Source organism: Pseudomonas sp. O39 (genome assembly GCF_045447295.1).
Taxonomy (GTDB): Bacteria; Pseudomonadota; Gammaproteobacteria; order Pseudomonadales; family Pseudomonadaceae; genus Aquipseudomonas; species Aquipseudomonas antarctica_A.
Window position 1 is genome coordinate 40507 of sequence record NZ_JBJGXV010000030.1, and the last position, 26011, is coordinate 66517.

General features: G+C 61.3%; 27 protein-coding genes. 12 read left to right on the forward strand and 15 right to left on the reverse strand.

The genetic code is table 11. From position 1 onward, the window contains the following. Positions 1–40: 40 nt before the first annotated feature. On the forward strand, positions 41–820 hold the full coding sequence (locus tag ACI77D_RS26660) for an IclR family transcriptional regulator (protein WP_064450829.1): 780 nt from the start codon (positions 41–43) through the stop codon (positions 818–820). Position 821: 1 nt separating this feature from the next. Here the strand turns inward: ACI77D_RS26660 and dacB are convergent, their stop codons facing one another. The 10 genes from dacB to ACI77D_RS26710 all read right to left on the reverse strand — a co-directional run bounded on the left by dacB (position 822) and on the right by ACI77D_RS26710 (position 11008). Then, positions 822–2279 (reverse strand): D-alanyl-D-alanine carboxypeptidase/D-alanyl-D-alanine-endopeptidase, encoded by a 1458-nt coding sequence (gene dacB, locus ACI77D_RS26665; RefSeq protein WP_407017804.1) that lies wholly within the window; start codon positions 2277–2279, stop codon positions 822–824. A 421-nt stretch (positions 2280–2700) separates the two neighbouring features. After that, positions 2701–5121, reverse strand: coding sequence for a TonB-dependent siderophore receptor (locus tag ACI77D_RS26670; RefSeq protein ID WP_407017805.1), 2421 nt, complete (start codon positions 5119–5121; stop codon positions 2701–2703). A 109-nt stretch (positions 5122–5230) separates the two neighbouring features. Further along, positions 5231–6166, reverse strand: coding sequence for a glutathione S-transferase family protein (locus tag ACI77D_RS26675; protein WP_407017806.1), 936 nt, complete (start codon positions 6164–6166; stop codon positions 5231–5233). A 75-nt stretch (positions 6167–6241) separates the two neighbouring features. Then, positions 6242–6517, reverse strand: coding sequence for a GIY-YIG nuclease family protein (locus ACI77D_RS26680; protein WP_025855645.1), 276 nt, complete (start codon positions 6515–6517; stop codon positions 6242–6244). A gap of 36 nt (positions 6518–6553) precedes the next feature. Continuing rightward, the gene (locus ACI77D_RS26685; RefSeq protein WP_407017818.1) at positions 6554–7024 is read right to left on the reverse strand and encodes a nuclear transport factor 2 family protein; all 471 of its coding nucleotides are present in this window, start codon (positions 7022–7024) and stop codon (positions 6554–6556) included. 100 nt (positions 7025–7124) lie between these two features. After that, positions 7125–7754: a DUF1120 domain-containing protein gene (locus ACI77D_RS26690; protein ID WP_407017807.1), complete on the reverse strand. Its 630-nt coding sequence runs from the start codon at positions 7752–7754 to the stop codon at positions 7125–7127. A gap of 95 nt (positions 7755–7849) precedes the next feature. Further along, entirely contained in the window at positions 7850–8479 is a 630-nt protein-coding gene (locus tag ACI77D_RS26695; protein WP_237140889.1) for a DUF1120 domain-containing protein, read from the reverse strand. A gap of 95 nt (positions 8480–8574) precedes the next feature. Continuing rightward, positions 8575–9198 carry a DUF1120 domain-containing protein gene (locus tag ACI77D_RS26700; protein ID WP_407017808.1) on the reverse strand — a complete coding sequence of 208 codons (624 nt, stop codon included), beginning with the start codon at positions 9196–9198 and terminating at the stop codon, positions 8575–8577. Positions 9199–9429: 231 nt separating this feature from the next. After that, positions 9430–10065 (reverse strand): response regulator transcription factor, encoded by a 636-nt coding sequence (locus ACI77D_RS26705; protein WP_064450822.1) that lies wholly within the window; start codon positions 10063–10065, stop codon positions 9430–9432. A gap of 208 nt (positions 10066–10273) precedes the next feature. Beyond that, positions 10274–11008 carry a response regulator gene (locus tag ACI77D_RS26710; protein ID WP_262667073.1) on the reverse strand — a complete coding sequence of 245 codons (735 nt, stop codon included), beginning with the start codon at positions 11006–11008 and terminating at the stop codon, positions 10274–10276. A gap of 554 nt (positions 11009–11562) precedes the next feature. Between ACI77D_RS26710 and ACI77D_RS26715 the strand changes: the two genes are divergently transcribed. The 9 genes from ACI77D_RS26715 (at position 11563) to ACI77D_RS26755 (ending at position 19927) form a co-directional block, all read left to right on the forward strand. Beyond that, the gene (locus ACI77D_RS26715; protein ID WP_407017809.1) at positions 11563–12186 is read left to right on the forward strand and encodes a DUF1120 domain-containing protein; all 624 of its coding nucleotides are present in this window, start codon (positions 11563–11565) and stop codon (positions 12184–12186) included. 37 nt (positions 12187–12223) lie between these two features. Further along, a complete protein-coding gene (locus ACI77D_RS26720) occupies positions 12224–12847 on the forward strand; it encodes a DUF1120 domain-containing protein (protein ID WP_407017810.1) in 624 nt (207 codons plus the stop codon). 87 nt (positions 12848–12934) lie between these two features. Further along, on the forward strand, positions 12935–13564 hold the full coding sequence (locus ACI77D_RS26725; protein WP_407017811.1) for a DUF1120 domain-containing protein: 630 nt from the start codon (positions 12935–12937) through the stop codon (positions 13562–13564). A 2-nt stretch (positions 13565–13566) separates the two neighbouring features. After that, positions 13567–14310 carry a fimbria/pilus chaperone family protein gene (locus ACI77D_RS26730; RefSeq protein WP_082895826.1) on the forward strand — a complete coding sequence of 248 codons (744 nt, stop codon included), beginning with the start codon at positions 13567–13569 and terminating at the stop codon, positions 14308–14310. 56 nt (positions 14311–14366) lie between these two features. Beyond that, positions 14367–16823, forward strand: coding sequence for a fimbria/pilus outer membrane usher protein (locus ACI77D_RS26735; protein WP_407017812.1), 2457 nt, complete (start codon positions 14367–14369; stop codon positions 16821–16823). Between the two features lie 11 nt (positions 16824–16834). Then, complete coding sequence (locus ACI77D_RS26740; RefSeq protein WP_407017813.1) at positions 16835–17965, forward strand: DUF1120 domain-containing protein; 1131 nt, start codon at positions 16835–16837, stop codon at positions 17963–17965. Between the two features lie 9 nt (positions 17966–17974). Then, positions 17975–18604 carry a DUF1120 domain-containing protein gene (locus ACI77D_RS26745; RefSeq protein WP_221293993.1) on the forward strand — a complete coding sequence of 210 codons (630 nt, stop codon included), beginning with the start codon at positions 17975–17977 and terminating at the stop codon, positions 18602–18604. Positions 18605–18614: 10 nt separating this feature from the next. Next, positions 18615–19265 (forward strand): DUF1120 domain-containing protein, encoded by a 651-nt coding sequence (locus ACI77D_RS26750; RefSeq protein ID WP_407017814.1) that lies wholly within the window; start codon positions 18615–18617, stop codon positions 19263–19265. Positions 19266–19303: 38 nt separating this feature from the next. Then, the gene (locus ACI77D_RS26755; RefSeq protein ID WP_259762997.1) at positions 19304–19927 is read left to right on the forward strand and encodes a DUF1120 domain-containing protein; all 624 of its coding nucleotides are present in this window, start codon (positions 19304–19306) and stop codon (positions 19925–19927) included. 95 nt (positions 19928–20022) lie between these two features. Here ACI77D_RS26755 and ACI77D_RS26760 read toward each other — a convergent pair whose 3' ends face one another. Then, entirely contained in the window at positions 20023–21288 is a 1266-nt protein-coding gene (locus tag ACI77D_RS26760; protein WP_407017815.1) for a CynX/NimT family MFS transporter, read from the reverse strand. Beyond that, complete coding sequence (locus tag ACI77D_RS26765) at positions 21278–21937, reverse strand: FadR/GntR family transcriptional regulator (protein ID WP_064450812.1); 660 nt, start codon at positions 21935–21937, stop codon at positions 21278–21280. Before ACI77D_RS26765 ends, ACI77D_RS26760 begins: the two co-directional genes overlap by 11 nt. Before the next feature lie 159 nt (positions 21938–22096). Between ACI77D_RS26765 and ACI77D_RS26770 the strand changes: the two genes are divergently transcribed. Continuing rightward, entirely contained in the window at positions 22097–22408 is a 312-nt protein-coding gene (locus tag ACI77D_RS26770) for a type II toxin-antitoxin system MqsR family toxin (protein ID WP_064450811.1), read from the forward strand. Beyond that, positions 22405–22893 carry a type II toxin-antitoxin system MqsA family antitoxin gene (locus ACI77D_RS26775; protein WP_407017816.1) on the forward strand — a complete coding sequence of 163 codons (489 nt, stop codon included), beginning with the start codon at positions 22405–22407 and terminating at the stop codon, positions 22891–22893. The genes ACI77D_RS26770 and ACI77D_RS26775 overlap by 4 nt, the downstream gene beginning before the upstream one ends. A gap of 52 nt (positions 22894–22945) precedes the next feature. Here the strand turns inward: ACI77D_RS26775 and ACI77D_RS26780 are convergent, their stop codons facing one another. From ACI77D_RS26780 to ACI77D_RS26790, 3 genes are read right to left on the reverse strand one after another with little or no spacing between them, the layout of a single operon-like run. After that, complete coding sequence (locus tag ACI77D_RS26780) at positions 22946–23710, reverse strand: amino acid ABC transporter ATP-binding protein (protein WP_003171943.1); 765 nt, start codon at positions 23708–23710, stop codon at positions 22946–22948. A gap of 11 nt (positions 23711–23721) precedes the next feature. Continuing rightward, complete coding sequence (locus ACI77D_RS26785) at positions 23722–24819, reverse strand: amino acid ABC transporter permease (protein WP_064450809.1); 1098 nt, start codon at positions 24817–24819, stop codon at positions 23722–23724. Positions 24820–24829: 10 nt separating this feature from the next. After that, a complete protein-coding gene (locus ACI77D_RS26790; protein WP_064450808.1) occupies positions 24830–26011 on the reverse strand; it encodes an amino acid ABC transporter permease in 1182 nt (393 codons plus the stop codon).

Consider the following 26011-nt stretch of genomic DNA (forward strand, 5'->3'; position numbering starts at 1 on the left):
TATAAAGACGCCCATTCATCTCTCGGATTCTCGCTCCCCCATGGAAAAGCCCCGCGACACCGGTAAACAGAAAGTCCGCTCGGCCGAAGTGGGCACCGATATCCTCAAGGCCCTCGCCGAACTGTCCCCGGCCACCTCGCTGTCGCGCCTGGCCGAACACGTGCAGATGCCGGCGAGCAAGGTCCATCGCTATTTGCAGGCACTGATCGCCTCGGGGTTTGCCGAACAGAACACCGCCACCAACCACTATGGCCTGGGCCGTGAAGCCTTGCGCGTGGGCCTGGCGGCGCTGGGCAGCATGGATGTGTTGAAAGTCGGCGCCCTGCCCCTGGCGGAGCTGCGCGATGAACTGAATGAGACCTGCTTTTTGGCGGTGTGGGGCAACCAGGGCGCGACCGTGGTGCACATCGAGCCGGCGGTGCGCGCTATCACGGTGGTGACGCAGTTGGGTTCGGTCTTGCCGCTGCTCAGCTCGTCCACCGGGTTGGTGTTCAGCGCTTATTTACCCTCGCGGGAGACCGTCGAATTGCGCGAGCGTGAGATCCAGGCCGGTATCGCCCATGCCCTGGCGGATGATCAGGCCTACGCCAGCGCGTGTGAACAGATCCGCAGCCGTGGCCTGCACTTTGTGCATGGCTTGCTGATGCCCGGCGTCGATGCATTGTCGGCGCCGGTGTTCAACGCAATCGGGCACGTGGCGGCGGTGATGACCGTGGTCGGCCCCACCTCGCTGTTCCACGCCGATGAAGATGGCCCGGCGGCGCAGCGCTTGCTGGCCGCGACCCGGGCCGTGAGTTGGCGGATGGGCTATCAGCCCTGAATCAATCGTCCCAACGTGACAGGGCCACCGCCACGCGGTTCTCCAGGCCCTTCACCTGCGCGCCGGCCACCACGTAGTTATTGGTCAGCATCGAGAACACCAACTGGCGCCCGTGAGCATCGGTGATGTAACCGCTCAATGACGACACGCCGCCCATGGAGCCGGTCTTGGCGTGCAGGTTGTTTTCAGCCGTTGTGCCGCGCAAGCGATAACTCAGGCTGCCACCGGTCATGCGGTCGGTGTTGCCGGCAATCGGCAGCGCGTTGTACCAGGCGCTGAACCACGGCTGTTTGCTCGCAGCCAGCAGCAGGTCGGTGAGATTTTGCGACGACACCAGGTTACGCCGTGACAGGCCGGAACCGTCGACCTGACTCAGCGTTGCCGTGTCCAGCCCCTGGTGCTTGAGAAACCCGGCCACCGCCACCACACCCGCCGCCGCCGTGCCGCTATTGGCCGTCTTGCGGCCCATGGCCTTGAGCAGGGCTTCGGACATGTTGTTGTTCGAGAGTTTGAGCAGCGGCGTGATCAGTTCCTGCAACGGCGCCGACTGGTGCTCGGCCAACACCGTCGCCGTGGCCGGGCTGGCGCCGCCCATCACTCGACGCCCCAGCACCGTAATGCCCTGCTGCGCCAACGCCTGTTCAAACAGATTGGCCACCAGTTGCGTCGGCTCCCACACACTGACCAATTGTTCGCTTTGCCGCCCCGGTGCTACGGCGCCACTGAGCTGCAGCAGATTGGTGCCATGGCGGCGGTTGATGCCATAGGTGTTGCCTGGCCCGCTGACGGCGCGGTTGCTCAGTTGCAGGTAGTCGGTCGGCGGGAAGATATCGACATTCACCGGCTGGCCCACACGCGCTGGCGCTTTGGCCGTGACCAGTACGCTGCCCGCATCAAAATCTGCGTTAGGTGACACGGTCAGCGCCGAAATCTGCGCGCCGTAGTAGGTGGTTTCGTCATCGTGGGACCAATCGACACCCAGCCGCTCGGCGTCAAACCAGGTGTCGTCGAACACCAGGTCGCCCTGCACCTGGCGCACGCCCTGGCTGGCCAATTGCGCCGCAAGAGCCTGGTAGTCGGCGAACTGAATGGTCGGGTCGCCCAGGCCACGCAGGTACAAGTTGCCGGTCAGGCGATCGCCCTGGCGTATGCCATTGCTCAGCAGTTGCGTCGCGAAGCGGTATTGCGGCCCCAGCACGTCCATGGCAGCAGCGGTGGTCAACAGCTTGAGGTTGGAGGCCGGCACCAGCCGTGTGCGTGGGTTGTGCTCGTAGAGCGTGGTGCCGCTGCGGGCGTCACGCACCATCAGCGAAACCGTGGCGCCGTGCAGCGCCGGGTCGGCCAGCAGTTGATTCAGGGTCGCCGGGGTGGACGTCGGCGAGACACTCGCACAGCCGCCCAGCAAAATACTCAAGCCGACCAGCATCGCGCTGGTGTGTATCCATCTGCCCAACTGCATCAGTACCGTTTTCCCGCAAAGTCTTCAGTGGCGGCAACGCTACCAGCTCCTTAACTTTGTGGCGAGCGGGCTTGCCTCGCGTTGGGGCGCAAAGCGGCCCCTTGTAAGACCTCCACGGTTTCCAGGCCCACCGCAGCGCTTGGTTTTGGCGCTGCTACGCAGCCCAACGCGGGGCAAGCCCTAATGCCGTTCAGTTAAGCGCAGATCCCCTGTGGGAGCGGCGGTGCGACGATTCGACTTGCCCGCGAAAGCGGTGGGGCAGTCAACATCAATGTTTGCTGGGCCGACATCTTCGCGGGCAAGCCCGCTCCCACATTTGATCTTCGCTGCTTTTAGCATTGCGTTCGCTTGACTGAACGGCATTGGGGCAAGCCCGCTCGCCACAACCGCCCCGCTCACTCTGTGAAGCCCGCTTGACCGATTAAAACTGGAGGGTACTGGACACCGACACCTGCCGCGCATCGCCAAGCGAGACAAACACCCGGCTCGCGGCCGATGCGTAGTACGTGCGGTCGAACAGGTTCTTCACATTGAGCTGGAACTTGACCTTCTGCCCTTCGATTTTGGTGTCGTAGGTGGCAAACGCATCCGCGACGGTGTAGCCAGGCAGGTTGAAATCGTTGGCGGCATCGCCAGCGCGCTCACCGACATAACGCGCACCTGCGCCCACCCGCAGTTGATCGCCACCGAAAATATTGCCGAAGTCGTAGACCGCCGAGAGTGAGCCTGTGTGCTTGGCCACGTTTTGCAGGCGGTTGCCCTCAAGGGTCGGGTCTTTGTCCTTGGTGTCCAAGGCGTCGGTGTAGGCATAGCTGCCGATCACGCTCCACTGGTCGGTCAACTGGCCGCTGGCGTCCAACTCCAGGCCACGCGATCGCACTTGGCCGGCAATGCTGTAGACCGTGTTCGCGCCGGAACCCACCGACACCAGCACGTTGCGTTTGTCGATATTGAACAACGCCGCGCTGGCGGTAATACGCCCAGGGATGTCGAGCTTGGCCCCCAGCTCCCAGGACTTGGACTCCTCAGGCGTGAGGTCGCCGGTCAAGGTGCTGCCATCGGCCAAGGCGGCGATGGTGGAGTTGGGTTTGAACGACTCGGTGTAGCTGCCATAGAACGACAACTCATCCGTGTAACGGTACACCAGGCCGGCACGCGGCACCCAGGCCTGGCCATTGCCGTTGGTATTGGCCGTAAACGGCACGCCCTTGCCGGCGTACTGGTCGTACATCTGATAGCGCACACCGCCTACCAGAATCCATTGGTCGGTCAGGTGAATAGCGTCCTGGAAGAACAGCGAGTCGCTGCGCAGCAGGTCAGTCTGGGCGCTGTCCTTGGCGCTGACGGTGGTGCCTTCCACATCTTTGCCGTAGACCGGATTGAGGTAGTTGAAGGCGCTGCGTTGCGCCTGGCGAATCAGGTCGGCGCGATAGATCTTGCGGTACTCATCGTCCAGGCCGAACACCAGGTCATGCTGCATTCCACCGACGTTCACCTTGCCTTCCAGGCTCATCGTGGCGAAACGATCGGTGGTCAACGCGCCCCGCGTGCCGTCCATGCTGCGGGTCAGCGTGCCGTTAGGGTTGACCGACACAATGCGCACTTGGCTGGCGTCGTAGGTTTCGCGGTTCCAGCTGTAGCCGAAGTGCGCTTTCCAGTCGTCGTTCAAATCGTGGTCGACTTCCAGGCGGTACAGGTCGGAGCGGCCTTCCATATTGTTGAACGGCTCGTCCAGGCGACGCGTCGTGGGGATGTTCAGCGGATGGTTGGTCTTGGGGTCGATGGCGGTGCCACGGTCGAACGGCGAGAGGAATTCGCGGTGTTCATAGGCGAAGACCACCTTCGTTGTGTCGCCGTACCAGGCCAGGGACGGCGCCACCAACGTCTCGCGGTGGGTACCGAAATTGCGCCAGTAATCTTCGTCTTCATGGTCGACGATCAAGCGATAGGCCAGGCCGCTGTCACCGATGGGCCCGGTGGTGTCGAGGCTGCCGCCGCTGCCGTTTTTGCCGTTGCCGAACGTCGAGCCACGCGCGGTCAGGGAGGTGGATTGCACCAACTCGGGCTTTTTGCTGACGATATTCACCACGCCGCCCGGGTCCTGGATGCCGTACAGCAGCGATGACGGGCCCTTGAGCACTTCAACACGCTCGGCGGTGGCGTTCAACGCACGGCCCTGCACCACCGGCATGCCGTCCTGCATGATTGAGCCGTTACGGTTGTCGCCGAAACCGCGCAGCATCACCGCGTCCTGGGTGCTGGCCAAGGTGTTGGCCTGGGTGATGCCGCTGATATTGGCGAGGGCGTCATCGAGGTTGCGCGGGGTCTGGTCGCGCAGCACTTGGGCAGGCACCACGTTGACGGTTTGCGGGGTTTCCAACAGCAGGCCATGGGAACGCATCACTGAGCTGGTGGGCGGTGGCTGGTAGCTGGTGCTGTCCTGGGCCGGGCTGGCGCCGCTGATGGTGGTGGCGCCGAGGTTAACCGCGCCGTCAGTGGGCGCGGGCTCGAGGACCAGCGTGCGGGCGTCGATCTGGCGGAAGGTAAAGCCTGAATGACCGAGCAGGCGTTGCAGGGCCTGGGTCGCGCTCATCTGCCCGCTGACCGCCGGGGCGCTGAGGCCGTAGGGCGCTTCGTCGGTGTAGATCACGCTGATGCCGGTCACCCGGCTGAACTCGCTCAGGGCCTGGGGCAGCGGTTTGGCTGCCAGCGCAAAGTTGAACTGGGCGCTTTGCTGTTCCTGCGCCTGCGCCACGGCCAGGGGCAGCAACGCCAGCCCCGACACCGTCAATACCGAGGCTCCCAGCCACTGTTTTACCCAACCGCCCGCCGTCGACTTCATGCTGTGAGAACCCGTGTAGAAAACGCTGTTAATGCGAATTAATCGCAGTTTCAAGCACTACACGGTTGAGCGGTGGATTTACCTCACCTTTGTTTGCAAATATTTTTACTTATTGCGCTTGAATGCGAAAACCCAGGCGCGGGAAATGCACGTGCACGGTGCCCGCGCGCTCGTCGGTACGACGCAGGATCAGCTCTTCACGCCCGGCAAACAGCAGCTCTCCGGCCACCGGGTCGGTGCCGTAGTCGGTGGCCGAAATAGTCACCTGTTGCCCGGGCTTGAAGCCGTTCAAGTCCTCGAACCGTTCGTCAGGCAAGACGGCAGGCGTGGCGTTGCGCGCCACTTCCAGCGCGTGTTCGGCAGTCATCTCACTGGCGGTGCCATGGCCAAAGCCCAGCACCCGGTCCAGCCAGGCGGCAACGGCCGGATACGCATCCACCAACGGCGCCGTCACCGAAGAGCCTTTGAGGAACCACAGCGGATGGGCCAGGGCAAAGTCGGCAATCGACGGTTCACCGAACAGGAAATCCCCAGCCTGGTGCTGCAATTGCTGATCGATGCGGCTGATGATCGCCGGCCATTGATGCCTGGTCTGGTCCAACTGCAAGCGGGCTGCGGTGCCGCCGCTGAACAACTTGCTGCGGTCGGCCACCAGCACCTGGAGCATTTGCGCGGGCACGTTGGCAAATTTCACGGCCAGGGATTCCGGCTGGAACACCAGCGCCACGGCATGGGAAAACACCACGGAGTCCGCCCAGGCGGCAAACCCTTGGGTGACCAGTTCCAGGCCTTGGGGAAACAGCGCCGGGGCGGCTTTTTCCTGTTCCAGGCGGCGGGCGATCAAGGCAGTGTCACAGTAGATATCGGCGCCGACTTGCAGCACGGGCGTCTTGCGATAGCCGCCGGTCAGGGCCGTCAAGTCGGGTTTTGGCATCACTGGCGAGATGCGTACGGAGTGCCAGGACAAGCCCTTTAACCCAAGCATCAGCCGGGCTTTTTCAGCGAAAGGTGATTGCGGGTAGTGGTGAAGGATCAACTCAGACATGCCAGGCTCCGCCCAATAAGTGAGCCACTAGCTTAGCCTGCAAAAACACGCGCGGGGGCGATGGGAACCCATCAGTCAAATCAATGAGCCGCTCGCCGCCAGGCACTCCTTGGCGCTTTTCTTCAATTTTTTGATCAGCCGTTCCTGGCGCAACGCCTCGCCCTTGCTCGCACATTGCTCGGTGTACACCAGCGCAACCGCCGGGCTGGACAAAAAGAACCGCGCGCCCTTGCCGCTCTGATGAGAAGCAAAACGGCGCACCGGGTCGTTGCTGATGCCGCAATACAGCGAGCCGTTGGCGGCGCGCACCAGGTAGACGAACCAGGGTTTGGGTTCAGGAAGATCAGTCACGGGTCTATTCGGCAAACCAGAAGAGCGCCAATCTTATCAACGACCAGCCTGGAATGCCTTCAAGCCTTTAAGCGCCTGGGCACGCACGGCGTTTTTCAGCGCAGGCGACCAGCCCAGCAACAGCCCCTTGAGGCCCAACGCCTGGCGCGACCAACGCCACAGATCGAAATGGTCATGGTGCTCGCAGATCTTGCCATCACGGAACACAAACCGTGCGCCGATATCGTTGACCACCGTATTGCCGGTGGCGCTGAACAGGTACGTCGCCACCCAATGCGCGCTGCCGGTGGTTTCGTCACTGCGTACATGGTCGAACGTCAGGGAAAAGTCCTTGGCCCGCGTAGTGAGCATGCGCCACATGTCCCCGGCATCACGGCCACGCAGCTCGCCGAAGGCCGGGTCGCTGAACACCACGTCGTCGGTGTAACAGGCGGCCATGGCGTCGGCGTCCAGGCATTGGAAGGCACTGTAGAACTCGGTGATCAGGGCGTTGTGGGCATCACTCATGGGCAGGTTTCGCACGGTGGTCAGGGGTGCTGAACGATAGTCCGCGCGGCGGTGGAAAGCCATGGCTATTCGCCTTGGGAATGAGTGATGCCCGGTGGGGTTAGAGGTAGACGACGTCGATTGTGGCGCTGCCGTCTATCTGGATTTCTTCGGTAATCGGCAGAGTGTTCTTGTCCATGAGGGTGGTGTAAACCTCCAGATCGACCTTGAGGGTCGTCAACGGCATGGGGTTCCAACCCGTGCCCTGGGCAGTGCGCATCCGGCCCACTCCCCAGTACGTATTATCCGCAAACCTCCAGGACTCACCATCATCGGATTCGATAACGGAGCGCGTTATATCGTCAGCGATAGCATTGCGCGTTACCAGCATGTACCAACCGATCTTTTCACCGCCACTCGCCAGGCCCAAACCAAAATATTCCGGATAATCATAAAAGGTAGAACCCGCCCGGTTATCCGTCGGTTTGACAGCCATCAACATCGCCGCCTTACAGCTAACCACCAACTGCAGCGTCACCTTTGGCAGGTGCTTGTTACCCGCATCAGGAAAGTCCTGAGCCGAGATTTTGCCGTGATCCACCATACCGTTATTGGACAAGGTTGGCGTACACGCCGACGGCGTTATCACCCCGACAACACCGAGGTCCACGCTGGACGCGGCCATCACATTGGAAATACCTGCCAGCAAAAAAGCAGCCGTTATAAGTACACGAGAGGGTTGCATAGTCATGCTCACTTTCGGTCGATAATTAACTGGCAAAACAGACGCGCAGAAGCGCGCTGCCGGCCTGTCAGTTCGACGCAACTAAATGGATGCCGGCGGGGTTAGAGGTAGACGACGTCCAGCGTGGCGCTGCCGTCTATCTGGATTTCTTCGCTAATTGGCAGAGTGTTTTTGTCCAAGAGGGTTGTCTCTACAGACACATCTGCCTTGAAGGTCGTCAACGGCAACGGCGCCCAGCTCGCGCCTTTGACCGTACGCATCACACCTACCCCCCACCACGTATTCTCTGCATCCATCCACTGGCCTTGAACGAAGTCGATCAAGGCAGCAGGCGTATCGTCAGCGGTAGCATTGGCCACTAGCAGGTGGTACCAACCGATATTTTTATTACCGCTCGCCTGGCCCAAACCAAAAAAGTCCCCATAAGGATTCACATGCACTGAGCCGGCACGGTTATCCGTAGGCTTGACAGCCATCAACATCGGCGCATTGCAGGTCACCACCAACTGCAGCGTGACCGTTGGCAGTTGCTTGTTACCTGAATCTGGAAAGTCCTGAACGGAGATTTTGCCGTGATCCACCACACCGTTATTGGACAAGGTTGGCGTACACGCCGACGGTGTTATCACCCCGACAACACCGAGGTCCACGCTGGACGCGGCCACCACATTGGAAATACCCGCCAATAACAACGCAGCAGTTATAAGTACACGAGAGGGTTGCATAGTCATGCTCACTTTCGGTCGATTATTTACAGGTTAAACAGGCGCACAGGAGCGCGCTGCCGGCCTGTCAGTTCGACGCAACTAATTGGATACCGGCGGGGTTAGAGGTAGACGACGTCCAGCGTGGCGCTACCGTCTATTTGGATTTCTTCGGAAATTGGCAGATTGTTCTTGTCCACGAGGGTGGTCTGCACCTCCAGATCTGCCTTGAAGGTGGTCAACGGCAAGGGAGCCCAGCCCGCACCTTTGACTGTGCGCATCATGCCTGCCGCCCAATACGTATTATCGGCCCCCCACCAGTACTTACCATCATCGGAGTCGATAAAGGCACCCGGTGTGTCGTCAGCGCTAGCATTGTATGTTACCAGTTGGTACCAACCGATCTTTTCACCGCCGCTTGCCAGGCCCAAACCAAAATATTCCGGCCAACTATAAGGTGCTGTACCGGCGCGGTTATCCGTAGGTTTGACGGCCATCAATATCGGCGCATCACAGGTCACCACCAACTGCAGCGTCACCTTTGGCAACGCCTTGTTGCCCGACTCGGGAAAGTCCAGAACCGAGACTTTCCCATGGTCCACCACCCCATTATTGGACAAGGTTGGCGTACACGCCGACGGCGTTATCACTCCCACTACACCGAGGTCCACACTGGACGCGGCCATCACATTGGAAACACCCGCCAACAAAAGCGCAGCCGTTATAAGTACACGAGAGGGTTGCATAGTAATGCTCACTTTCGGTCGATTATTAGCAGGTTAAACACACGCACAGAGGCACGCCGCCAACCTGTAAGTTCGACTCAACTAATAAACCAGGAATGTTATACCCCCCACCACACTCATGGCAGGGCGACCGTGACAAGTTAAAGAATTGTTAGTTCAAACTACATACAAGTAATACGAATCCTGTTCGCTGCGCTTTTACGTGATGAGTCGTCATAAAACTGCAACTTTCTACGGCACCATCCCCGCCGCACGCGCATACGCGAACAAGTCCACATCCGTCGAGATGCACAGCCGTTGCATGGCCGTGCTTTTCTGCTTGCTGATTGTGGAAATACTGCGATTGACCCGTGCCGCGATCTGGCTGACGGTCATGCCGCTGGCCAGCATGCGCACCACCTCGCGCTCCTTACCGGACAACTGCGGCTGTTGCGACTGATCGCCTGCACCCGCTTCCACCAGTTGCTCGCGCAGGCACTCACTGGCAAAGGACTGGCCCGCACACACCGCCTTGATGGCGAGGGGTAACTCCTTGGCCGAGGCTTTTTTAGCCACGATGGCTCGGGCGCCATGAGCAAAAGAAGCGCGCAAGGTGGCGATATTGGCAAACATCGTAACCAGAATCACCGGCAACTCCGGGTACTGGCGATGCAACAGGCTCAGCAACGAGTAACCGTCGGGCTGCTGACCGCCGGGCATGGCGAAGTCAGTCACGAGTACGTCGCAAGGGATCTCAGCCAACAAGCTGAGCAGCTCATCGGGACCGCCGGCCTCACCGACCACTTTGCATTTACCGCCCGCCTCAATCACCACCCTTTGCCCGATACGCACGAGGGGATGATCGTCAGCAATAATTACACGAAGCATAGCTACCCACGGATGATGGCAAATTGAATTCGCGCAAAATACCCCCACCGGCGCTCATCAACAACCGCCCGGCGGAGGCACTTTTCAGCCGCGCCCAATGCCAGATAGCGGACGACTTTAAACTTACAAAATAAAAGGAAACTACCCACATCCAAAAACTACAGTTCAACGGTATTAATTCCTACAGCGCAGCCCACCCAGTGAAGCGTCATAGCGTGCTCACATAAGCGAAGTAACGTTTGAGGTCATGTTCAAACGCCTCCAGCCTGGACAGGTTCGCCCCCACGCCCTGTGTGCGGACCCGCTCAATCAGCACACCCCCCCGCGCCTCCAGATCGTCGCAGCCTAAAAACGCCAAGCTTCCCAACAGACGGTGCAGCCGCTCAGCCGCGACCTGGGTGTCAGATGCAATGCGCGCTTGGGCCAGGGCCGCACAGTCCTTGCGAGCTTCGCGCAGCAGGCTGCCGAGCATCAGGTTCACCACGTGTTCGCTGCCGAAGGTCTGGATCATGTCCGCTCGAGTTGGCCAGCCCCTTGAGCTGCCGGGCTCGGGCGGCGACATGTTGCAAGGCGGCCCGGGCAGCCAACACCCAAGCACCTCGTACAGGTGTGCAAATGTCAGAGGTTTGAGCAGCCAGGCGTCCATTCCGGCATCGCGGCAACGCCGGGGATCATCGAGCCGCAGGCTGGCGGTAAGCGCGATGATCGGAACCCGTCGGTGGCCGTTCGCCTGCTCATGAAGGCGTATCGCGCGGGCCAGGGCATAGCCGTCCATGAGCGGCATATGGCAGTCGGTAATCACCAGGTCAAAGCGTGTGCGCGTGATGGCGGCCAAACCTTCACAGCCATCCCCGACCACCTCGTGGCCCAGCCCGAGCTTTTCCAGAAACCAGCCCAACAGCGCCCGATAGGCCGGGTGATCTTCCGCCACCAGTACCGCCATGTGTTTCCAGTGATCCGGGGGGCACAAATGCAAAGGAACGTGCTGCGAAGAGACATCGCTCGAAAGCACTCTCGCTCACCTCGTTGTGGTTGTCGGTGGTGCAGCGCCCGTGATCCAGGAACATCGCATGGGACGGGGTGAGGAGCGCTGACGCGACAATCAAAGGCAGAGCACTTTTGCAGCGCCCTTCTGACGCACAAATGACCGCCATCGCAAAGAGAACCTATCTCTTCAAATGTGTGCTTGGCGATACAACAACTACGAAACTGACTGTTTACCTACATTTGTCTGTTCATTTATCTGACATAAATCAGTCCTTTTTCCCTCCCCGACACCATTGTCGTAATAGTTGCATGTCACCGGCGCCAGCCCGTCGCTAGATTACTGCCCACTCTTGCCAGGGACGGTTCGCCGCCCGCGAGCAGTCCTGAAACATATGAAAGCCGCCTTGCCTGCGTCGACACCTTAAGCGGGTGCCACCACGGCGTGACTCAACAGGCCGGCGCGTACTTGAACGACGGGTAAACCCCCTCTAACCCACAGGATGTGAAGCTATGGTTCGACCCCTCTCTACTCTCGCCGCGACACTGCTGATTATCGGCGCCGGCCCGGTATTGGCCGCCAGTAATACGGACTTGAGCGTCAGCGGGATCATCACCCCCGCGTCCTGCACGCCGACCTTGTCCGACGGCGGCATCGTCGACCACGGCAAGCTGACGGCCAGGGACCTGAACGCGGACACGCCCACCAGCCTGCCAGTCGCGGAAATGAGCCTGCAGGTGCAGTGCGAAGGGCCGACATTTTTTACCCTGACCACCGTGGACAGCCGCGCCGGCAGCGCAGCGCTCAACCCCGCGCACCAAGGGCTGGGCATGGTCAACGATGACCAGAAACTCGGCAATGTGGCGTTCGGGCTGTTCGACCCGGTGGCCGACAGCGTGCCGGTGCAGGCCATTTTGTCGCGGGACGGCGGCGCGAGCTGGTACCCCTCTTCGTACCTGGGCCACACCGCCTTGAGCTCGTTCGCCCCCGCGAGCGGCCCCTACGCACCGATGGCCCTGCAAACCCTGAGCGCACGGCTGCGGGCGTTCACCACGATCGCGCCCGCATCCGGCCTGACCTTGCTCGACGAGGTGCCCATCGACGGCCTGGCCGTGATGCAACTCAAGTATTGGTAAGCCCTTTTTCTCGTCTCCCTACTCAGGAACCCACACCATGAACACCGCATTCAAATCCGCAATTACCGCCCTGTTGCTGCTCGGCAGTGCCAACGCATTGGCCGCATCCAGTGTCGACCTGACGGTCAAGGGCCTGATTACCCCAAGTGCCTGCACCCCGGCGCTGTCCAACGGCGGGGCCGTGGACTACGGCAAGATTTCGGCCCAGGACCTGAACATCGACACGCCGTTCTATCTGCCCCGCCAATCCGTGCAACTCGTCGTCACCTGTGACGCCACCACTCAGATAGCCCTGGAGGCCAAGGACAACCGCGAAGGTTCGGACTACACGAACGACAAGATGTTTTTCGGCCTGGGCCTGATCAACGGTACCGAAAAGCTCGGAGCCATGGAGCTATGGCTGGTGTCGGCGCTGGCCGACGGTGTATCGGTCGACGTCATCGGTTCCCAAGACGAGGGTAACAACTGGATCGGCTGGGAAAACATGGGCCGCGACGTCATTAACTCAGTCGCGCTCACCGGCAGTTCGGCTCCCATCCCGGTACAGAACCTCACCGCAGAGTTGGTCGTGCAGTCGAGAATTGCCCCCTCTAGCGGCCTGACCCTCACCAACGAAGTCGCCATCGACGGCTCGGTGACTATCACCGTGCGCTACTTGTAACGGCCTCCAGATCGCACAACGGCAGGCCTTCACGCCTGCCCTTGTCAAGTACTCAACACTGAACCAGGCAACCGGTGAACCTCCCCCATGAAGCACTTCTCTTCACGCCTTCTTGCCCTGTTTTACCTGCTCGGCGCCAGCTCGCTGGTATTGGCATCGTCCAGCACCGAGCTGAACGTCAGCGGCCTGATTACCCCCAGTGCCTGCAACACGACCTTGTCGTCCGACGGTGTCGTCGACCACGGCAGGGTGCCGGCGCGCAGCCTAAACCAGTACGAGTTCAGCGTCCTGCCCACTCAAGAACTGGACCTGAATGTGAGCTGCAACGAAGCCGTGCTGTTCGTGTTGGTCGGCGTGGACAATCGCGCCGACTCCTCCCTGGGGCCGGGATTTTATTACGGCCTGGGCACCAATATGCATGCGCCCACCGAACGGCTGGGCACTATTGCCCTGGCCTTTCGCGAGGCCATGGGTGACGGCGAGCGCGTACTCGTACTGGCCTCCAGCAACAAAGGCGAGACCTGGTTCCCCGAGTCCAATGCCTTCCCGAACAACTATATGGGGTTCGCCCGCCCAGGCACGCTGGTGCCGGAGCCCCATCGCCTGGTGAACGCCACCCTGCAAATCAATACGTCCATCAATGCCGCCGCCTATTTGACCCTCGATCAGGAAGTGCCGCTGGACGGTTCCATCGTGCTTGACCTGAGGTATTTGTGACCATGACTGCCCTGCCCTTTTTCACCCGAGCCTTCACCTTCGCTCGCCTTGCAGGTTTGTACTTCGCTGCGCTGGCGCTGGCGATCAGCGCCCCTGAGTGGGTACTCGCCGACGGCATGGTGCCCGACACCTCGGTGGTCATCGTCAACGAGGCCGATGGCGAAGCCTCGGTTACCGTGACCAACACCGACGACAAGCTGGCCCTGCTGCACGTAACGCTGGAAGACATTCCCGAAGACACGGCGACGCTGCTGTTTGTCACCCCGCCTTTGGCCAGGGTCGAACCGGGCAAGAGCCAGCTCATCCGCTTCATCCTGCAATCGCCCGAGCCGTTGACCACCCAACGCTTGAAACGGGCGATATTCGAAGGCATGCCCCAAGGCCGCTCGACGGCCCAGGCCGGGCACGCACAGGTGGGCGTGACGGTGCGCCAGAACCTGCCAGTGATCCTGCACCCCAAGGGCCTGGCACCCAACCGCACACCCTGGACCGGATTGGAGTGGCGCCTGAACAGCCACCAATTGAGCGTGCACAACCCGACCCCTTATGTGGTGCGCATGGCCCAGGAACTGCGGCTGCTGCCCGGCAGCGGTTCGGCCTTGTTGCCGCGCACCTATGTGCTGCCGGGTGAAACCCTGAACGTGACGGTTACCGGCACGGGCACCGACGCCAACCGCGTGCAGCTGCAACCGGCCACCGTGTATGGCTTTGCCGTGGCGCCTTACGAAGCACCGATCACCCTATAAAAAAGAGTGGCTTGCCAAAGCCACCAACACTTGAGTACGACCTTGTGAGCACAGCAATGACTGATCGCGACGGCAGCGCCGCGCCTGGCGTTTCACCCCACCGCGCACGCAAACTACTGACGGGGCTGGCGCTGACCCTGGGTGGCGCACTGCCGTGCGAGGCGGTGCTGGCGGATGAGATGCTGATCGCCGGTTCCTTCGACCCCCAGACGCTGTCCCGGCGCGGCATCGACCCGGAGCTGGCCAACCTGTTGCTGCAAGCCCCGCGTTTTGCAGCAGGACGGCATGCCGTCAACCTGAGTATCAACGGCCAGCGCCGTGGGCGAGTGGATGTGGAGTTCGACCGCCAGGGCGGCCTTTGCTTCAACCGTGCCCTGCTGGATGCGGGCAACCTCACCGTGCCCGATGACGATGGCGCGCCCACCTGCCAGCGTTTTATCGAACGCTACCCGCAAACCGTGATCGAGCAAGACCCGGCAGGCCTGGGCCTGGCCCTGGTGGTGCCGACCGATGCACTGCGCCCCGCCCAGCAGGACATCTCTGGCTACCAGACCGGCGGCAACGCCTTCCTGCTCAATTACGACCTGACCGGCCTCTACAACGAGTTTGGCGACAACAGCAGCCGCTTCGGTTCGGCCAACACCGAGGTCGGCTTCAACGCCGGCGACTGGATCGTGCGCAGTCGGCAGGTGAAGACCTGGCAGGACAGCAGTTCGCGCACCACCCACCTGGACGCCTACGCCCAGCGCACGTTTGCCGAGCAACAGGCGGTGTTGCAGGCAGGGCAAATCAGCCTCTACAACCCGGTACTGGCCGGTACGCAGATCACCGGCGCCCAAGTGCTGACCGAAACCGCGCTGCAAGACCAGAACCAGGGCGCGACCATCACCGGTATCGCCAACAGCCCGGCCCAGGTGGAGATCCGTCAGAACGGCGCGTTGATCCACTCCACCGTGGTGCCGGCCGGGCCATTTGCCCTCACCGATGTACGACGTTTGAACAGCCGCTCCGACGTGGAAGTCACGGTCAAGGAAACCACCGGCGAAGAGCGCCGCTTTACCGTGCCCGCTGCCATGCTCGGCCTGGGCTTGCCGGCGCCGGGCTATTCGGTGGCCGCCGGGCGCGTGCGCCAGATCGGTGACAGCGACGGCCGCGAACCCTGGGTAATCAGTGCGGGTTGGAGCGGCCCGCTGCAGCCGCAACTCAGCGTCAGCGCCGGCGGGCTGGTGGCGGATGCCTATCGCTCGGCGGGTGCGAGCCTGGGGTGGTTGCCCTGGCAAGACAGCCAATTGCAGTTCTCGGCGCAGGCGGCACAAGCCAGCCCCAAGCGCGAGGGCACAGAGCGCGGGGTGCAGACCGACCTGTCCTGGTCCCAGCGTTTGAATGACAGCTGGTCGGTTGGCACCGCAGGGTCGTGGCGCTCCCAGGGTTACCGCGACCTTGAGGACTCAACCTACGTCGGCAATAGCCAGGACCAACAACGTACGCGCTACCGCGACCAGCAAAGCCTGACCGCATCCTGGACACATCCGGCGTTGGGTGCGTTCAGCGCCGGCGTCTCGCGCACGGCCTCGTATAACGGTGAAAGCAGCAGCCGCGCGCTGGCGTCCTGGGGCACCAGCTTTGGCCGTGTCTCGGTGTCAGCCAGTGCCGAATGGCAAGTGGGCGGTCGCCAGCAAAATGACGACAGCCTTTACCTGAACATCAGTGTGCCGCTGGGTGAAAGCCGACGCGGTCGTGCCTGGGCACGTAACACCGGCGGTGAACATCGCCTCGGTGCAGGCGTGAGTGAGCAAATCAACGACCAACTGAGCTACCGGGTAGGCGTGGAACGCGACAGCCGTGACCGTGAAGTGGAGTCGTCGTTCGGTGTGTCGGCGCTGCCGTGGTACAGCCAGCTGGATTTCAACTACACCCGCAGCGACGACGAGCGTGCCAGTTATCAAGGAGGCGCTCGCGGTGGGGTGGTGGTACATGGCGACGGCGTGACCTTCTCGCCGTATCCGGTGCGCGACACGTTTGCCGTGATGTCGGTGGGCGAGATGGCCGGGATCAAAGTCACCACCCCAAGCGGCCCGGTATGGACCGACTGGCAAGGCCAGGCGGTGGTGCCGCAAGTCAGCCCTTACGGTCGCAGCCCGGTGGAGGTGCAGACGCGTTCGTTGCCGCGCAACGCCGATATCCACAACGGCCTGGCGGTGATCGCCGCCGGGCGCGGGGCGGTCGACAAGGTGCACTTCGGCGTGGCCCTTACCCGTCGTGCGCTGCTGAACGTGACCACCGATAACGGCCAACCGTTGCCACGCGGGGCGACCGTGAGCAGCGCCGACGGCGAGTTCATTACGCTGGTGCAGGAAGGCAGCCAAGTGTTCCTGCCCGACGTGCTCGACCCACGGCCGCTGTGGGTCAAGGCACCGGGGCAGCCACGTTGCCGCCTGGACTTTGAACTGCCGAAAAACGCTGACCCCGAGGTGTATTTCGAAACCGCACCGGCCCGGTGCCGCCAGCCATGAGGACTTTCACCATGGGCCTGAAACACACGTTGTATCCCTTGGGTTTTGTGCTGCTGAGCAGCGGCGCGTGGGGCGCCGAAGAATGCCAGCTCAACCTGAGCCAGGCGCAGTTGGACTTTGGCCTGATGAACCGCGCCGTGGCGTTGGTCCCCGCGCCCGAACGCTTGCTGGGGGAGCGGCGTATCAGCCTGACGCTGAACTGCCCGCAGCCCACCGACATGAGCGTGTTTTATCGCGGGCTGGGCGCAGGGCTCGAGCGCTTTCGTTTTACCGAACTCGGCAGCTACGGCCTGCGCATCAGCGAAGCGGTGCTGGACGGCCAGGCGGTGGACCTTGGTTTGATAGCAGGCCAGGGCCAGCCGCCCGCCACCGTCAGCGCCCAACTGCCCTGGCAACCGGACCACGGCATCGTGCCGATGCGCGCGGGTGTCGCGGTGAGCGGACGCAACTTGTCGGTGCAGATCGACGCCAGCGCCTGGGCCCGCGAGGACGCCGCGCGCGTGCGCGATGCCGTGACGTGGGACACCGCCGGGCTGTTCGACGCCCTCGCTGCGGGCCGCTCGCGGGAACTGCGCCTGCAAGCGCGATTTGCGCCGGCGGCGTGTACGCCCACCCTGTCCAACGGTGGCCATGTGGCGCTGGGCAAGCTGTCGGTCAGCGACCTGAATCTCGACAAAGAAACCGCCCTGGCCTCACGTGCCTTGTCGCTCAGTGTGACCTGCGATGCGCCGACCGCTTTTGCGGTGCGCATGCAGGACAACCGCGAGGGTTCGGCCACCGGCATCGCCGATGAAAGCACTTATGGGCTGGGCCTGGACGCTCGCCAGCAGAAGATCGGCCGCTATCGGTTGTTGTTCGACCCGGCGCGCACCACTGCCGACAGTTTCACCCAGGTTTTTCAAACCGACTCCGCCACCGGCGCACTGCCATGGAGTGGCGCCAGTACGGGCGTCGCTGCCGTCGGCGCCAATCGCTACCTGGGTTTTGGCGCTACGTCCGGCAGCACCAGCGGCCCCAGTGCCATTCAAACGCTCAACACCACGCTGAGCCTGGAAGCGGTCATTGCGCCTCTGGGCTCGCTGGATTTGAGCAATCAGGTGCTGCTGGATGGCTCGGGCACTCTCGAAATTCACTATTTATAGGAGCACACCATGAAACCCTTTCTGATCTCTCTGGCCACCTTTGCCTGCCTGGTCACAGGCTTGCCGGCTCAGGCAGCTTCCAGCGTTGACCTGAACGTTTCAGGCCTGATCACCCCCAATGCCTGTGCACCCAGCCTGTCCAATGGTGGCGTGTATGACCTGGGCAAAATTGCCGCCAGGGACCTGAGCGTCGATGCCCCCACCCAGTTGCCTGCTCACGGCCTGCCACTGGCAATCAACTGCGACGCGCCGACCTTGTTGGCCCTGGAGCCAAGGGATAACCGCCTCGGCTCCAATTACGACGACGTCAATCTGGGAGCTACATTCGGCCTGGGTCTGATCAACGGCAACCAAAAGCTTGGCTCCACGAGATTGGGCATCCATTCGATCGTGGGCGACGGCGTCGAAATGTACCCCCTGGGCTCTACAGACTCCTCCAGTTGGTCGCCGACAAGCATTCTGTCGCCACACTTCCTTACCGCCTTCACGCCCATCAGGGCAGGCAATGCCCCGGCGCCGGTACAACAGCTGACTGCCGTTGTGTCTATCGAGCCAAGCATCGCCCCGGCCAACACACTGCTGCTGACCGAAGAAGTGCCCATCGACGGGTCCGTGACCCTGACCGTGAAGTACCTTTAGGAACTGAACCATGAAAACGCTATTGAGCGCTCTTACGGCCTGTGCGTGGCTGGCCTGCGTATCTGCAGCACACGCCGCCGCCACCGTTGAACTGACCGTGAGCGGAGAAATAACCCCGATGGCCTGCACCCCCGTGCTGTCCGGTGGCGGGATGATCGACTTCGGCAAGATCTCTCAAAAAGACCTCAACCAGGCCACGGGCACGCGCCTGCCACTCAAGTCGCTGACACTGACGGTCAGTTGCAACGCCCCCGGCCGCTACGCCCTGCGCATGCGCGATAACCGCGACGGCACCGCCCACGTCAACAGCGAGATCTATTACGGGTTGGGGCTGGACAGCGCGGGCAACAAGCTCGGGGTGTATTCGGTGAAGTTCGATCCCAAGCAGACCGTGGCCGATGCCCTGGCGGTGACCTACGGCACCGAATCCACCACCGGTGGCCTGGCATGGCGCACGTCCAACAGCAACCCCATCGATATCGGCGCCAACAGTTTGCTGGGCTTTACCGATGTGGTCGGCAGCACCGCCGGGCCTTCGGCAATCCAGAACCTGACCAGCACCCTGACCCTGGAGGCGGTGATCAACGCCAAGCAGAACCTGGACCTGAGTGTGGAGACACTCATGGACGGCTCCGCCACGCTGGAAGTGATCTACCTATAGCCCTGCAACGACACTTTTCCCTAAAAACTGGAGTTCCCATGAGCAAGTCTATCAACCCCCTGATCGCCGTTCTGCTGCTCGCCGGCGTCGGCCAAGCAGTCGCGGCATCCAGCACCGACCTGAGCGTACGCGGCGTCATCACCCCAAGTGCGTGCACCCCAACCTTGTCTAATGGCGGGGTGATCGACCACGGCAAGATTTCCTCCAAGGATTTGAACCTGACCGCGCGTACGATCATCGGTAACGATACGTTGAACATGACCGTCAACTGTGAAACGGCCATTACGTTTGCCCTGCAAACGGTCGACAACCGAGCGAGTTCGGCCGGTGCAAGTAGCAGCTCCTACGGCCTGGGCTTTATCAACGGTGATCAGAAGTTGGGGGACTACTCTCTGGTCCTGGCCAATCCGATCGCCGACAGCGTGCCAGTGCAGACGATTGGCACCTATGACCTGAGCACCACGTGGTGGCGTGAACGGTTCATGGATCCTGGCCTGTATATTTCAATCGCCACGGCAGGCGGTGATCTGCAGCCACTAGCGGCCAAGGACTTGGTGGTCGACTTGCAAGTGCAGACCGTCATTAACCGCGCCGACGGCCTTGACCTGAGCAATGAGGTGAACATCGACGGCTCGGCAACCGTGGAGCTGCGATACCTGTAACCCTGCGATGCCCCGTGCATGCATTGGCGTTACTCCCAGGCATGGGCATTGCGCGAGCAGGCCCAGCCGACCTGAGCGCTGAAGTACTTGTAGCCCTAGACCTTTTCGCTGGTGACCTGCACATAGCGCGCACGCCCGGCGCCGAGCCCGGCGATGATCGCGCCAATGCCGATCACCGCGAAGATCCAGCCCACAGCGGTCCAGCCGCCGGTCCAGTCATGCACCAGGCCGACCGCGAACGGGCCCATGGAGGCCAGGGTGTAACCAATGCCCTGGGCCATGCTCGACAGGTTGGCCGCCACGTGGGCATCACGCGAGCGCAGCACGATCAAGGTCAGCGCCAGGCTGAAGGTGCCGCCCTGCCCCAGGCCCAACAGGATCGCCCAGCCCCACAGGCCATCGAGTGGCGCATACAGGCAGCCGAATAACCCGCCGAGGGTCAGCAGCATCACCACCACGATCGCCAGGCGCTGGTCCTTGCCCCGCGTAGCCAGCCAGGGCGCCGCGAGGGAGCTGGCCAGTTGCACGATGACCGAACCGGACAGCACCAGCCCCGCCTGTGTCGGTGTGAGGCCGCGCCCGATGAGGATCGACGGCAACCAACCAAACACGATGTACGCCAGGGACGATTGCAGGCCCATGTACAAGGTCACCTGCCAGGCCAGCGGGTCGCGCAGCAAACCCTTCACGCGATAGGCGACTTGATGGGCGCCGTGTTTGTGCCCCACTTGTGGCAACCAGAACAGCGCCGCCACCAATGCCGGCAGAATCCAGAAACCCAGGCCGATGTTCCAGCTGTCACCAAAGTAGCGACTCAACGGCACCGTGGAGCCCGCGGCCAGCGCCGCCCCCAGGCACAGCGCCATGGTATAGACGCCGGTCATGGTGCCCGCCTGTTTGGCGAAGTCGCGCTTGACGATACCCGGCAGCAAGACGCCGATGATGCCGATGCTCGCACCGGCAATCAGGCTGCCGGCGAACAGGCCGACTTCACCGAACGAACTGCGCAGAATGATCCCGCCCGCCAACGTCAGCAGAATTCCCAGTACAACTCGCTCGGCACCGAAGCGCCGCGCCAGGATCGGCGCCATCGGTGCGAACAGGCCCAGGCACAGCACCGGCAAGGTGGTCAGCAGACCGGCCTTGGCGGCCGACAAACCGAGGCTTTGGGAAACCTCGGCCAGCAGCGGCGACAGGCTCGACAGCGCCGGGCGCAGGTTCAGCGCCACCAGGATCAGGCCCAGCAGCAACAGCCACGGCCGCGTGACAATAGGGTGATTGTGCTGCACCACCTCGTCGTCTGCTTCGGCGTCGATCAACAGTTCTTCGAGTTCGGTCGGGCGTTTGGCTTCAAGGTTCATTGATCAACTGCCGGCAGAGGGATTTGGCGCGTTCCGGGTCTTGTTGCTCCACGGCGTCGAGCAGGGCGATATGCAAGTCGAACACGGCCTGGCGACGCGGTGAGATGTTCAGGGTCTGGCGCAACTGGGCACCGACGACGGCGGAAAAATACTGGTACAGCTCGCTCAAGGACGGGTTGTGGGCGGCATCGACCAAGTGTTTGTGGAACACCAGGTCGGCGCTGATATAGGCCTCCAGGTCACCGTGGTACAGCTCGGCGCTGGCCTTGAGTGCTGCGCGCAACGCGCGAAGGTCTGCCTCGGTACGCCGCAGCGCCGCCAGCCCAATGGCCTCCACTTCCAGAATCTGCCGAGTCTCCTGCGCTTGTTCCAGGGTGCAGTGGGACAGCGCGCGCATCGCCCCCAGCGGGTCGCTCATCGAGCGCAAGTAACTGCCGTCGCCCTGGCGGATTTCGATCAAGCCGGAAAACGCCAACACGCGCATGGCTTCGCGCACCGTGTTGCGGCTGATGCCCAGCTCGGCGGACAACTCGGGCTCGGTGGGCAGGCGCTCGCCGATGGCCCATCTGCCTTCGGTGATGCGCCGGCGCAACTGCTCCAGGGCCTGGTCAACCAGCGAGCGTTTGATCAAAGGAGCGATGTCTGTCATGAGTTTTGCGCTTTCGTCCAATCATAGGATGAATTTTCCTACAGCCTATTCGGAGTTGCCTACAAAGGCAACGCACTAGGGTTCTTGGGCAGGTAAAGGAGCAGTATTTTCGACTGGTAAAATTACCCTTATAGGGTAATTATTGGACTCAGGTGTCTTATGGAAAAGTACACACCTCATTACGATCTGGCGGTGGTCAAGGCAGATGTGAGGCGGCTTGGAGCACAGGCATTCACGCGCGCCGCAAGGGATTCTGGAAAGAATCTCGACCTCGATATCAGCGAGATGCAAGCGGTAGTTTTCGAATTACAAAACAGGATGTTGTACAAGTCGATGACCACCTACGCCGATCATCGGGTCTGGCAAGACGTCTACCACATCCATTCACACGGTCTGGAGATTTACATCAAGGTCACTTACTGCTCAGGCAGTAACCCACCGGTAATCTCCTTCAAAGGGATGAACCCATGAAAACCCAACATTGCTTCATCTGCGGGGCACCCGACGCCATGGTGCGTTTCGAGGGCCGCAGTGAAACCCTGCGTGTCAAAGGTATGGAGCGGCACATTGATGATCTTTCGGGCTGGGAATGCCAACTGTGCAAGGACGGCATGTATGACCCCGATTGCTCCGAGCGCCATGCTAAAGCCGGTGATGACTTGCTCCACGCCGCTCGACGGATGATCGGCGTCGAATTGAAGCGTATACGTCGCAAGCTGCACATGACGCAAAAAGAAACCGTGGAACTGCTGTCCGGTGGCGGGCACAACGCATTTTCACGCTACGAGCGGGGCGAGATAACGCCACCCAAGTCGCTGATGGTGCTGATGCGCCTGCTGGATCGCTATCCTCATCTACTCGCTGACGCCAAGGCCTTGTCCGAAGGCGCAGACCTGCGCAACGCGTTCACCTGCACCATCAATAACGGAACACAAGACGCTCTCAAAGCCTCCTAGACAGGCAAAAATAAACCCGGCACCAGGCCGGGTTTATCGTTTCAAACATCGATCAATGCAAAATCTGGCTCAAGAACAACTTGGTCCGATCATTCTGCGGGTTGTCGAAGAAGTCATTCGGCGCCGCCTGTTCCACGATTTCACCTTTGTCCATGAAGATCACGCGGTTGGCCACGGTGCGGGCGAAGCCCATTTCGTGGGTCACGCACAACATGGTCATGCCGTCTTCGGCCAGGCCGATCATGGTGTCGAGTACTTCCTTCACCATTTCCGGGTCGAGGGCCGAAGTCGGCTCGTCGAACAACATGATTTTCGGCTTCATGCACAGCGCACGGGCAATCGCCACACGCTGTTGCTGGCCGCCGGACAGTTGCCCCGGAAACTTGTGAGCCTGCTCCGGAATGCGCACGCGCTCCAGGTAGTGCATGGCAATTTCTTCGGCCTTGCGCTTGGGCATCTTGCGTACCCACATCGGCGCCAGCGTGCAGTTCTGCAGGATGGTCAGGTGCGGGAACAGGTTGAAGTGCTGGAACACCATGCCGACTTCACGGCGGATCGCTTCGATCTGCTTGAGGTCGTTGGTCAGTTCCACGCCGTCGACCACGATGCGGCCCTGCTGGTGCTCTTCCAGACGGTTGAGGCAGCGGATGGTGGTGGACTTGCCCGAACCCGACGGGCCGCACAGCACGATACGCTCGCCCTGCTTGACGTTGAGGTTGATGTCTTTCAACACATGGAACTGGCCGTACCACTTGTTGACGCCCTGCATCTGGATAATGCCTTCAGGGCTCACAGGCTGTTTGATCGCTTCGCTCATAACAACAACTCCTAACGCTTGTGGCCTGTGTCGAGCTTGTGTTCCAAATGAATGGAATAGCGCGACATACCAAAACAGAAAATCCAGAACACCAGGGCGGCGAACACGTAGCCTTCAGTGGCCATGCCCAACCATTTAGGGTCGGCGGCGGCTTGCTTGACGCTGTTGAGCAGGTCGAACAGGCCAATGATGATCACAAGGCTGGTGTCTTTGAACAACGCAATAAACGTGTTGACGATGCCCGGGATCACCAGCTTCAGGGCTTGCGGCAGAATCACCAGGCCCATGCTGCGCCAGTAACCCAGGCCCATCGCCGCGGCCGCTTCGTACTGCCCCTTGGGAATCGCCTGCAAGCCACCGCGCACCACTTCAGCCACGTAGGCCGACTGGAACAGGATCACGCCGATCAGTGCCCGCAACAGCTTGTCGATGCCCATGCCTTCAGGCAGGAACAACGGCAGCATCACCGAGGACATGAACAGCACGGTGATCAACGGCACGCCGCGCCAGAATTCGATGAAGGTCACACAGACCACACGAATCGCCGGCATGTTCGAACGTCGCCCCAGCGCCAGCACAATGCCCAGCGGCAAGGCGCCAGCGATGCCGACCGTGGCAATCACCAGGGTCAGCATCAAGCCGCCCCATTGGCTGGTCGCCACGTTGGTCAGGCCGAAGATCCCGCCGTGCAACAGGAAGTAGGCAATGATCGGGTACAACACCAGGAAGCTCAGGCCGTAGATCGCCTTGCGTTGAAAACGCGAGATGAACAACGGCGCCACGCCAACGATGGCCAGCCACACGGTCAGGTCTACGCGCCAGCGCAGGTCGCCGGGGTAGTAGCCGTACATGAACTGCCCGAAGCGCTGTTGGATAAACACCCAGCAGGCGCCCTCCTTGGTGCAGTCAGCGCGCGTAGTACCCACCCAGTTTGCGTCCAGGATGGCCCAGTGCAGGATGGGCGGCACAATCAGGTAAATCAGGTAGAACGCCAACAGCGTCAGCAGGGTGTTGAGCCAGCTGGAAAACAGGTTGGCGCGCATCCAGGCCATCGGTCCGAAGACTTTGCTCGGCGGCGGCATATCAGGTTTGAACGTATGCGAACTCATGTGCGTTTCCTCACCGCTCGATCAGCGCAATGCGCTTGTTGTACCAGTTCATCAGCAGGGAAATGCTGATGCTGATCGCCAGGTACACGCTCATGGTGATGGCAATGACTTCGATGGCCTGGCCGGTCTGGTTGAGCACCGTGCCGGCAAACAGCGAAACCATTTCCGGGTAACCGATACCGGCGGCCAGTGACGAGTTTTTCGCCAGGTTCAGGTATTGGCTGGTCAGCGGCGGAATGATCACCCGCAGGGCTTGCGGGATGATGACCTTGCGCAGCGTCGGCCCGGGGCGCAGGCCCAGGGAGCGCGCGGCTTCGGTCTGGCCGTGGCTGACGGACTTGATGCCCGAACGCACGATCTCGGCAATAAACGCTGCCGTGTAGACGGTAAGTGCCAGGGTCAACGCCAGCAGTTCGGGGATCAATACCCAGCCGCCAACGAAGTTGAAGCCCTGCAACTTGGGCATTTCCCAGTGCAACGGCGCGCCGAAGATCAGGGCGCACAACGCGGGGATCACAATCAACAGCGCCAGGCCCGCCCAGAATTTATGGAAGGGTACGCCGGTCGCTTCAAAGCGCTTGTTGGCCCAGCGGGCCATCAGCACGATTGCCACGATCGCGACGACAACGCTGATCACAAACGGCCAGAACCCGTCGGCGGCAATCGCTGCCGGCATGTTCAGACCACGGCTGCTGACAAAGAAGGTGTCCGCGAAATTATGGCTGTTGCGCGGCCCCGGCATGGTCAGGAACACCGCGAAGTACCAGAACAGGATCTGCAGCAGCGGCGGGATGTTGCGGAACACTTCCACGTACACCGTCGCCAGTTTGTTGATCATCCAGTTCGGCGACAAGCGCGCCACGCCGATGATGAAGCCGAGCAGGGTCGCCAGGACCACACCGATCACGGTCACCAGCAAGGTGTTGAGCAGGCCGATCACAAAGACTCGGGCATAGCTGTCCGATTCGGTGTAGTCGATCAAATGCTGCGCGATGCCGAAGCCGGCACTGCGCTCAAGAAAGTCGAAACCCGAGGTAATGCCACGGTGTTGAAGGTTGGTCTGCGTATTGTTGAAGAGGTACCAGCCCAGCGAGACCACCGCCACAATCGTGATGATCTGAAAGAGCCACGCACGCACTTTGGGATCGCTGAAGCTGAGCTTCTGCTTTGGTGCGCCGATTTGATTTTGCAT

Bases quoted from the DNA above. Each gene is read 5' to 3' on its own strand.
- ACI77D_RS26660 (WP_064450829.1), top strand. From the start codon at position 41: ATGGAAAAGCCCCGCGACACCGGTAAACAGAAAGTCCGCTCGGCCGAA.
- dacB (WP_407017804.1), bottom strand. From the start codon at position 2,279: ATGCAGTTGGGCAGATGGATACACACCAGCGCGATGCTGGTCGGCTTG.
- ACI77D_RS26670 (WP_407017805.1), bottom strand. From the start codon at position 5,121: ATGAAGTCGACGGCGGGCGGTTGGGTAAAACAGTGGCTGGGAGCCTCG.
- ACI77D_RS26675 (WP_407017806.1), bottom strand. From the start codon at position 6,166: ATGTCTGAGTTGATCCTTCACCACTACCCGCAATCACCTTTCGCTGAA.
- ACI77D_RS26685 (WP_407017818.1), bottom strand. From the start codon at position 7,024: ATGAGTGATGCCCACAACGCCCTGATCACCGAGTTCTACAGTGCCTTC.
- ACI77D_RS26690 (WP_407017807.1), bottom strand. From the start codon at position 7,754: ATGACTATGCAACCCTCTCGTGTACTTATAACGGCTGCTTTTTTGCTG.
- ACI77D_RS26695 (WP_237140889.1), bottom strand. From the start codon at position 8,479: ATGACTATGCAACCCTCTCGTGTACTTATAACTGCTGCGTTGTTATTG.
- ACI77D_RS26700 (WP_407017808.1), bottom strand. From the start codon at position 9,198: ATGCAACCCTCTCGTGTACTTATAACGGCTGCGCTTTTGTTGGCGGGT.
- ACI77D_RS26705 (WP_064450822.1), bottom strand. From the start codon at position 10,065: ATGCTTCGTGTAATTATTGCTGACGATCATCCCCTCGTGCGTATCGGG.
- ACI77D_RS26710 (WP_262667073.1), bottom strand. From the start codon at position 11,008: ATGGCGGTACTGGTGGCGGAAGATCACCCGGCCTATCGGGCGCTGTTG.
- ACI77D_RS26715 (WP_407017809.1), top strand. From the start codon at position 11,563: ATGGTTCGACCCCTCTCTACTCTCGCCGCGACACTGCTGATTATCGGC.
- ACI77D_RS26720 (WP_407017810.1), top strand. From the start codon at position 12,224: ATGAACACCGCATTCAAATCCGCAATTACCGCCCTGTTGCTGCTCGGC.
- ACI77D_RS26725 (WP_407017811.1), top strand. From the start codon at position 12,935: ATGAAGCACTTCTCTTCACGCCTTCTTGCCCTGTTTTACCTGCTCGGC.
- ACI77D_RS26730 (WP_082895826.1), top strand. From the start codon at position 13,567: ATGACTGCCCTGCCCTTTTTCACCCGAGCCTTCACCTTCGCTCGCCTT.
- ACI77D_RS26735 (WP_407017812.1), top strand. From the start codon at position 14,367: ATGACTGATCGCGACGGCAGCGCCGCGCCTGGCGTTTCACCCCACCGC.
- ACI77D_RS26740 (WP_407017813.1), top strand. From the start codon at position 16,835: ATGGGCCTGAAACACACGTTGTATCCCTTGGGTTTTGTGCTGCTGAGC.
- ACI77D_RS26745 (WP_221293993.1), top strand. From the start codon at position 17,975: ATGAAACCCTTTCTGATCTCTCTGGCCACCTTTGCCTGCCTGGTCACA.
- ACI77D_RS26750 (WP_407017814.1), top strand. From the start codon at position 18,615: ATGAAAACGCTATTGAGCGCTCTTACGGCCTGTGCGTGGCTGGCCTGC.
- ACI77D_RS26755 (WP_259762997.1), top strand. From the start codon at position 19,304: ATGAGCAAGTCTATCAACCCCCTGATCGCCGTTCTGCTGCTCGCCGGC.
- ACI77D_RS26760 (WP_407017815.1), bottom strand. From the start codon at position 21,288: ATGAACCTTGAAGCCAAACGCCCGACCGAACTCGAAGAACTGTTGATC.
- ACI77D_RS26765 (WP_064450812.1), bottom strand. From the start codon at position 21,937: ATGACAGACATCGCTCCTTTGATCAAACGCTCGCTGGTTGACCAGGCC.
- ACI77D_RS26770 (WP_064450811.1), top strand. From the start codon at position 22,097: ATGGAAAAGTACACACCTCATTACGATCTGGCGGTGGTCAAGGCAGAT.
- ACI77D_RS26775 (WP_407017816.1), top strand. From the start codon at position 22,405: ATGAAAACCCAACATTGCTTCATCTGCGGGGCACCCGACGCCATGGTG.
- ACI77D_RS26780 (WP_003171943.1), bottom strand. From the start codon at position 23,710: ATGAGCGAAGCGATCAAACAGCCTGTGAGCCCTGAAGGCATTATCCAG.
- ACI77D_RS26785 (WP_064450809.1), bottom strand. From the start codon at position 24,819: ATGAGTTCGCATACGTTCAAACCTGATATGCCGCCGCCGAGCAAAGTC.
- ACI77D_RS26790 (WP_064450808.1), bottom strand. From the start codon at position 26,011: ATGCAAAATCAAATCGGCGCACCAAAGCAGAAGCTCAGCTTCAGCGAT.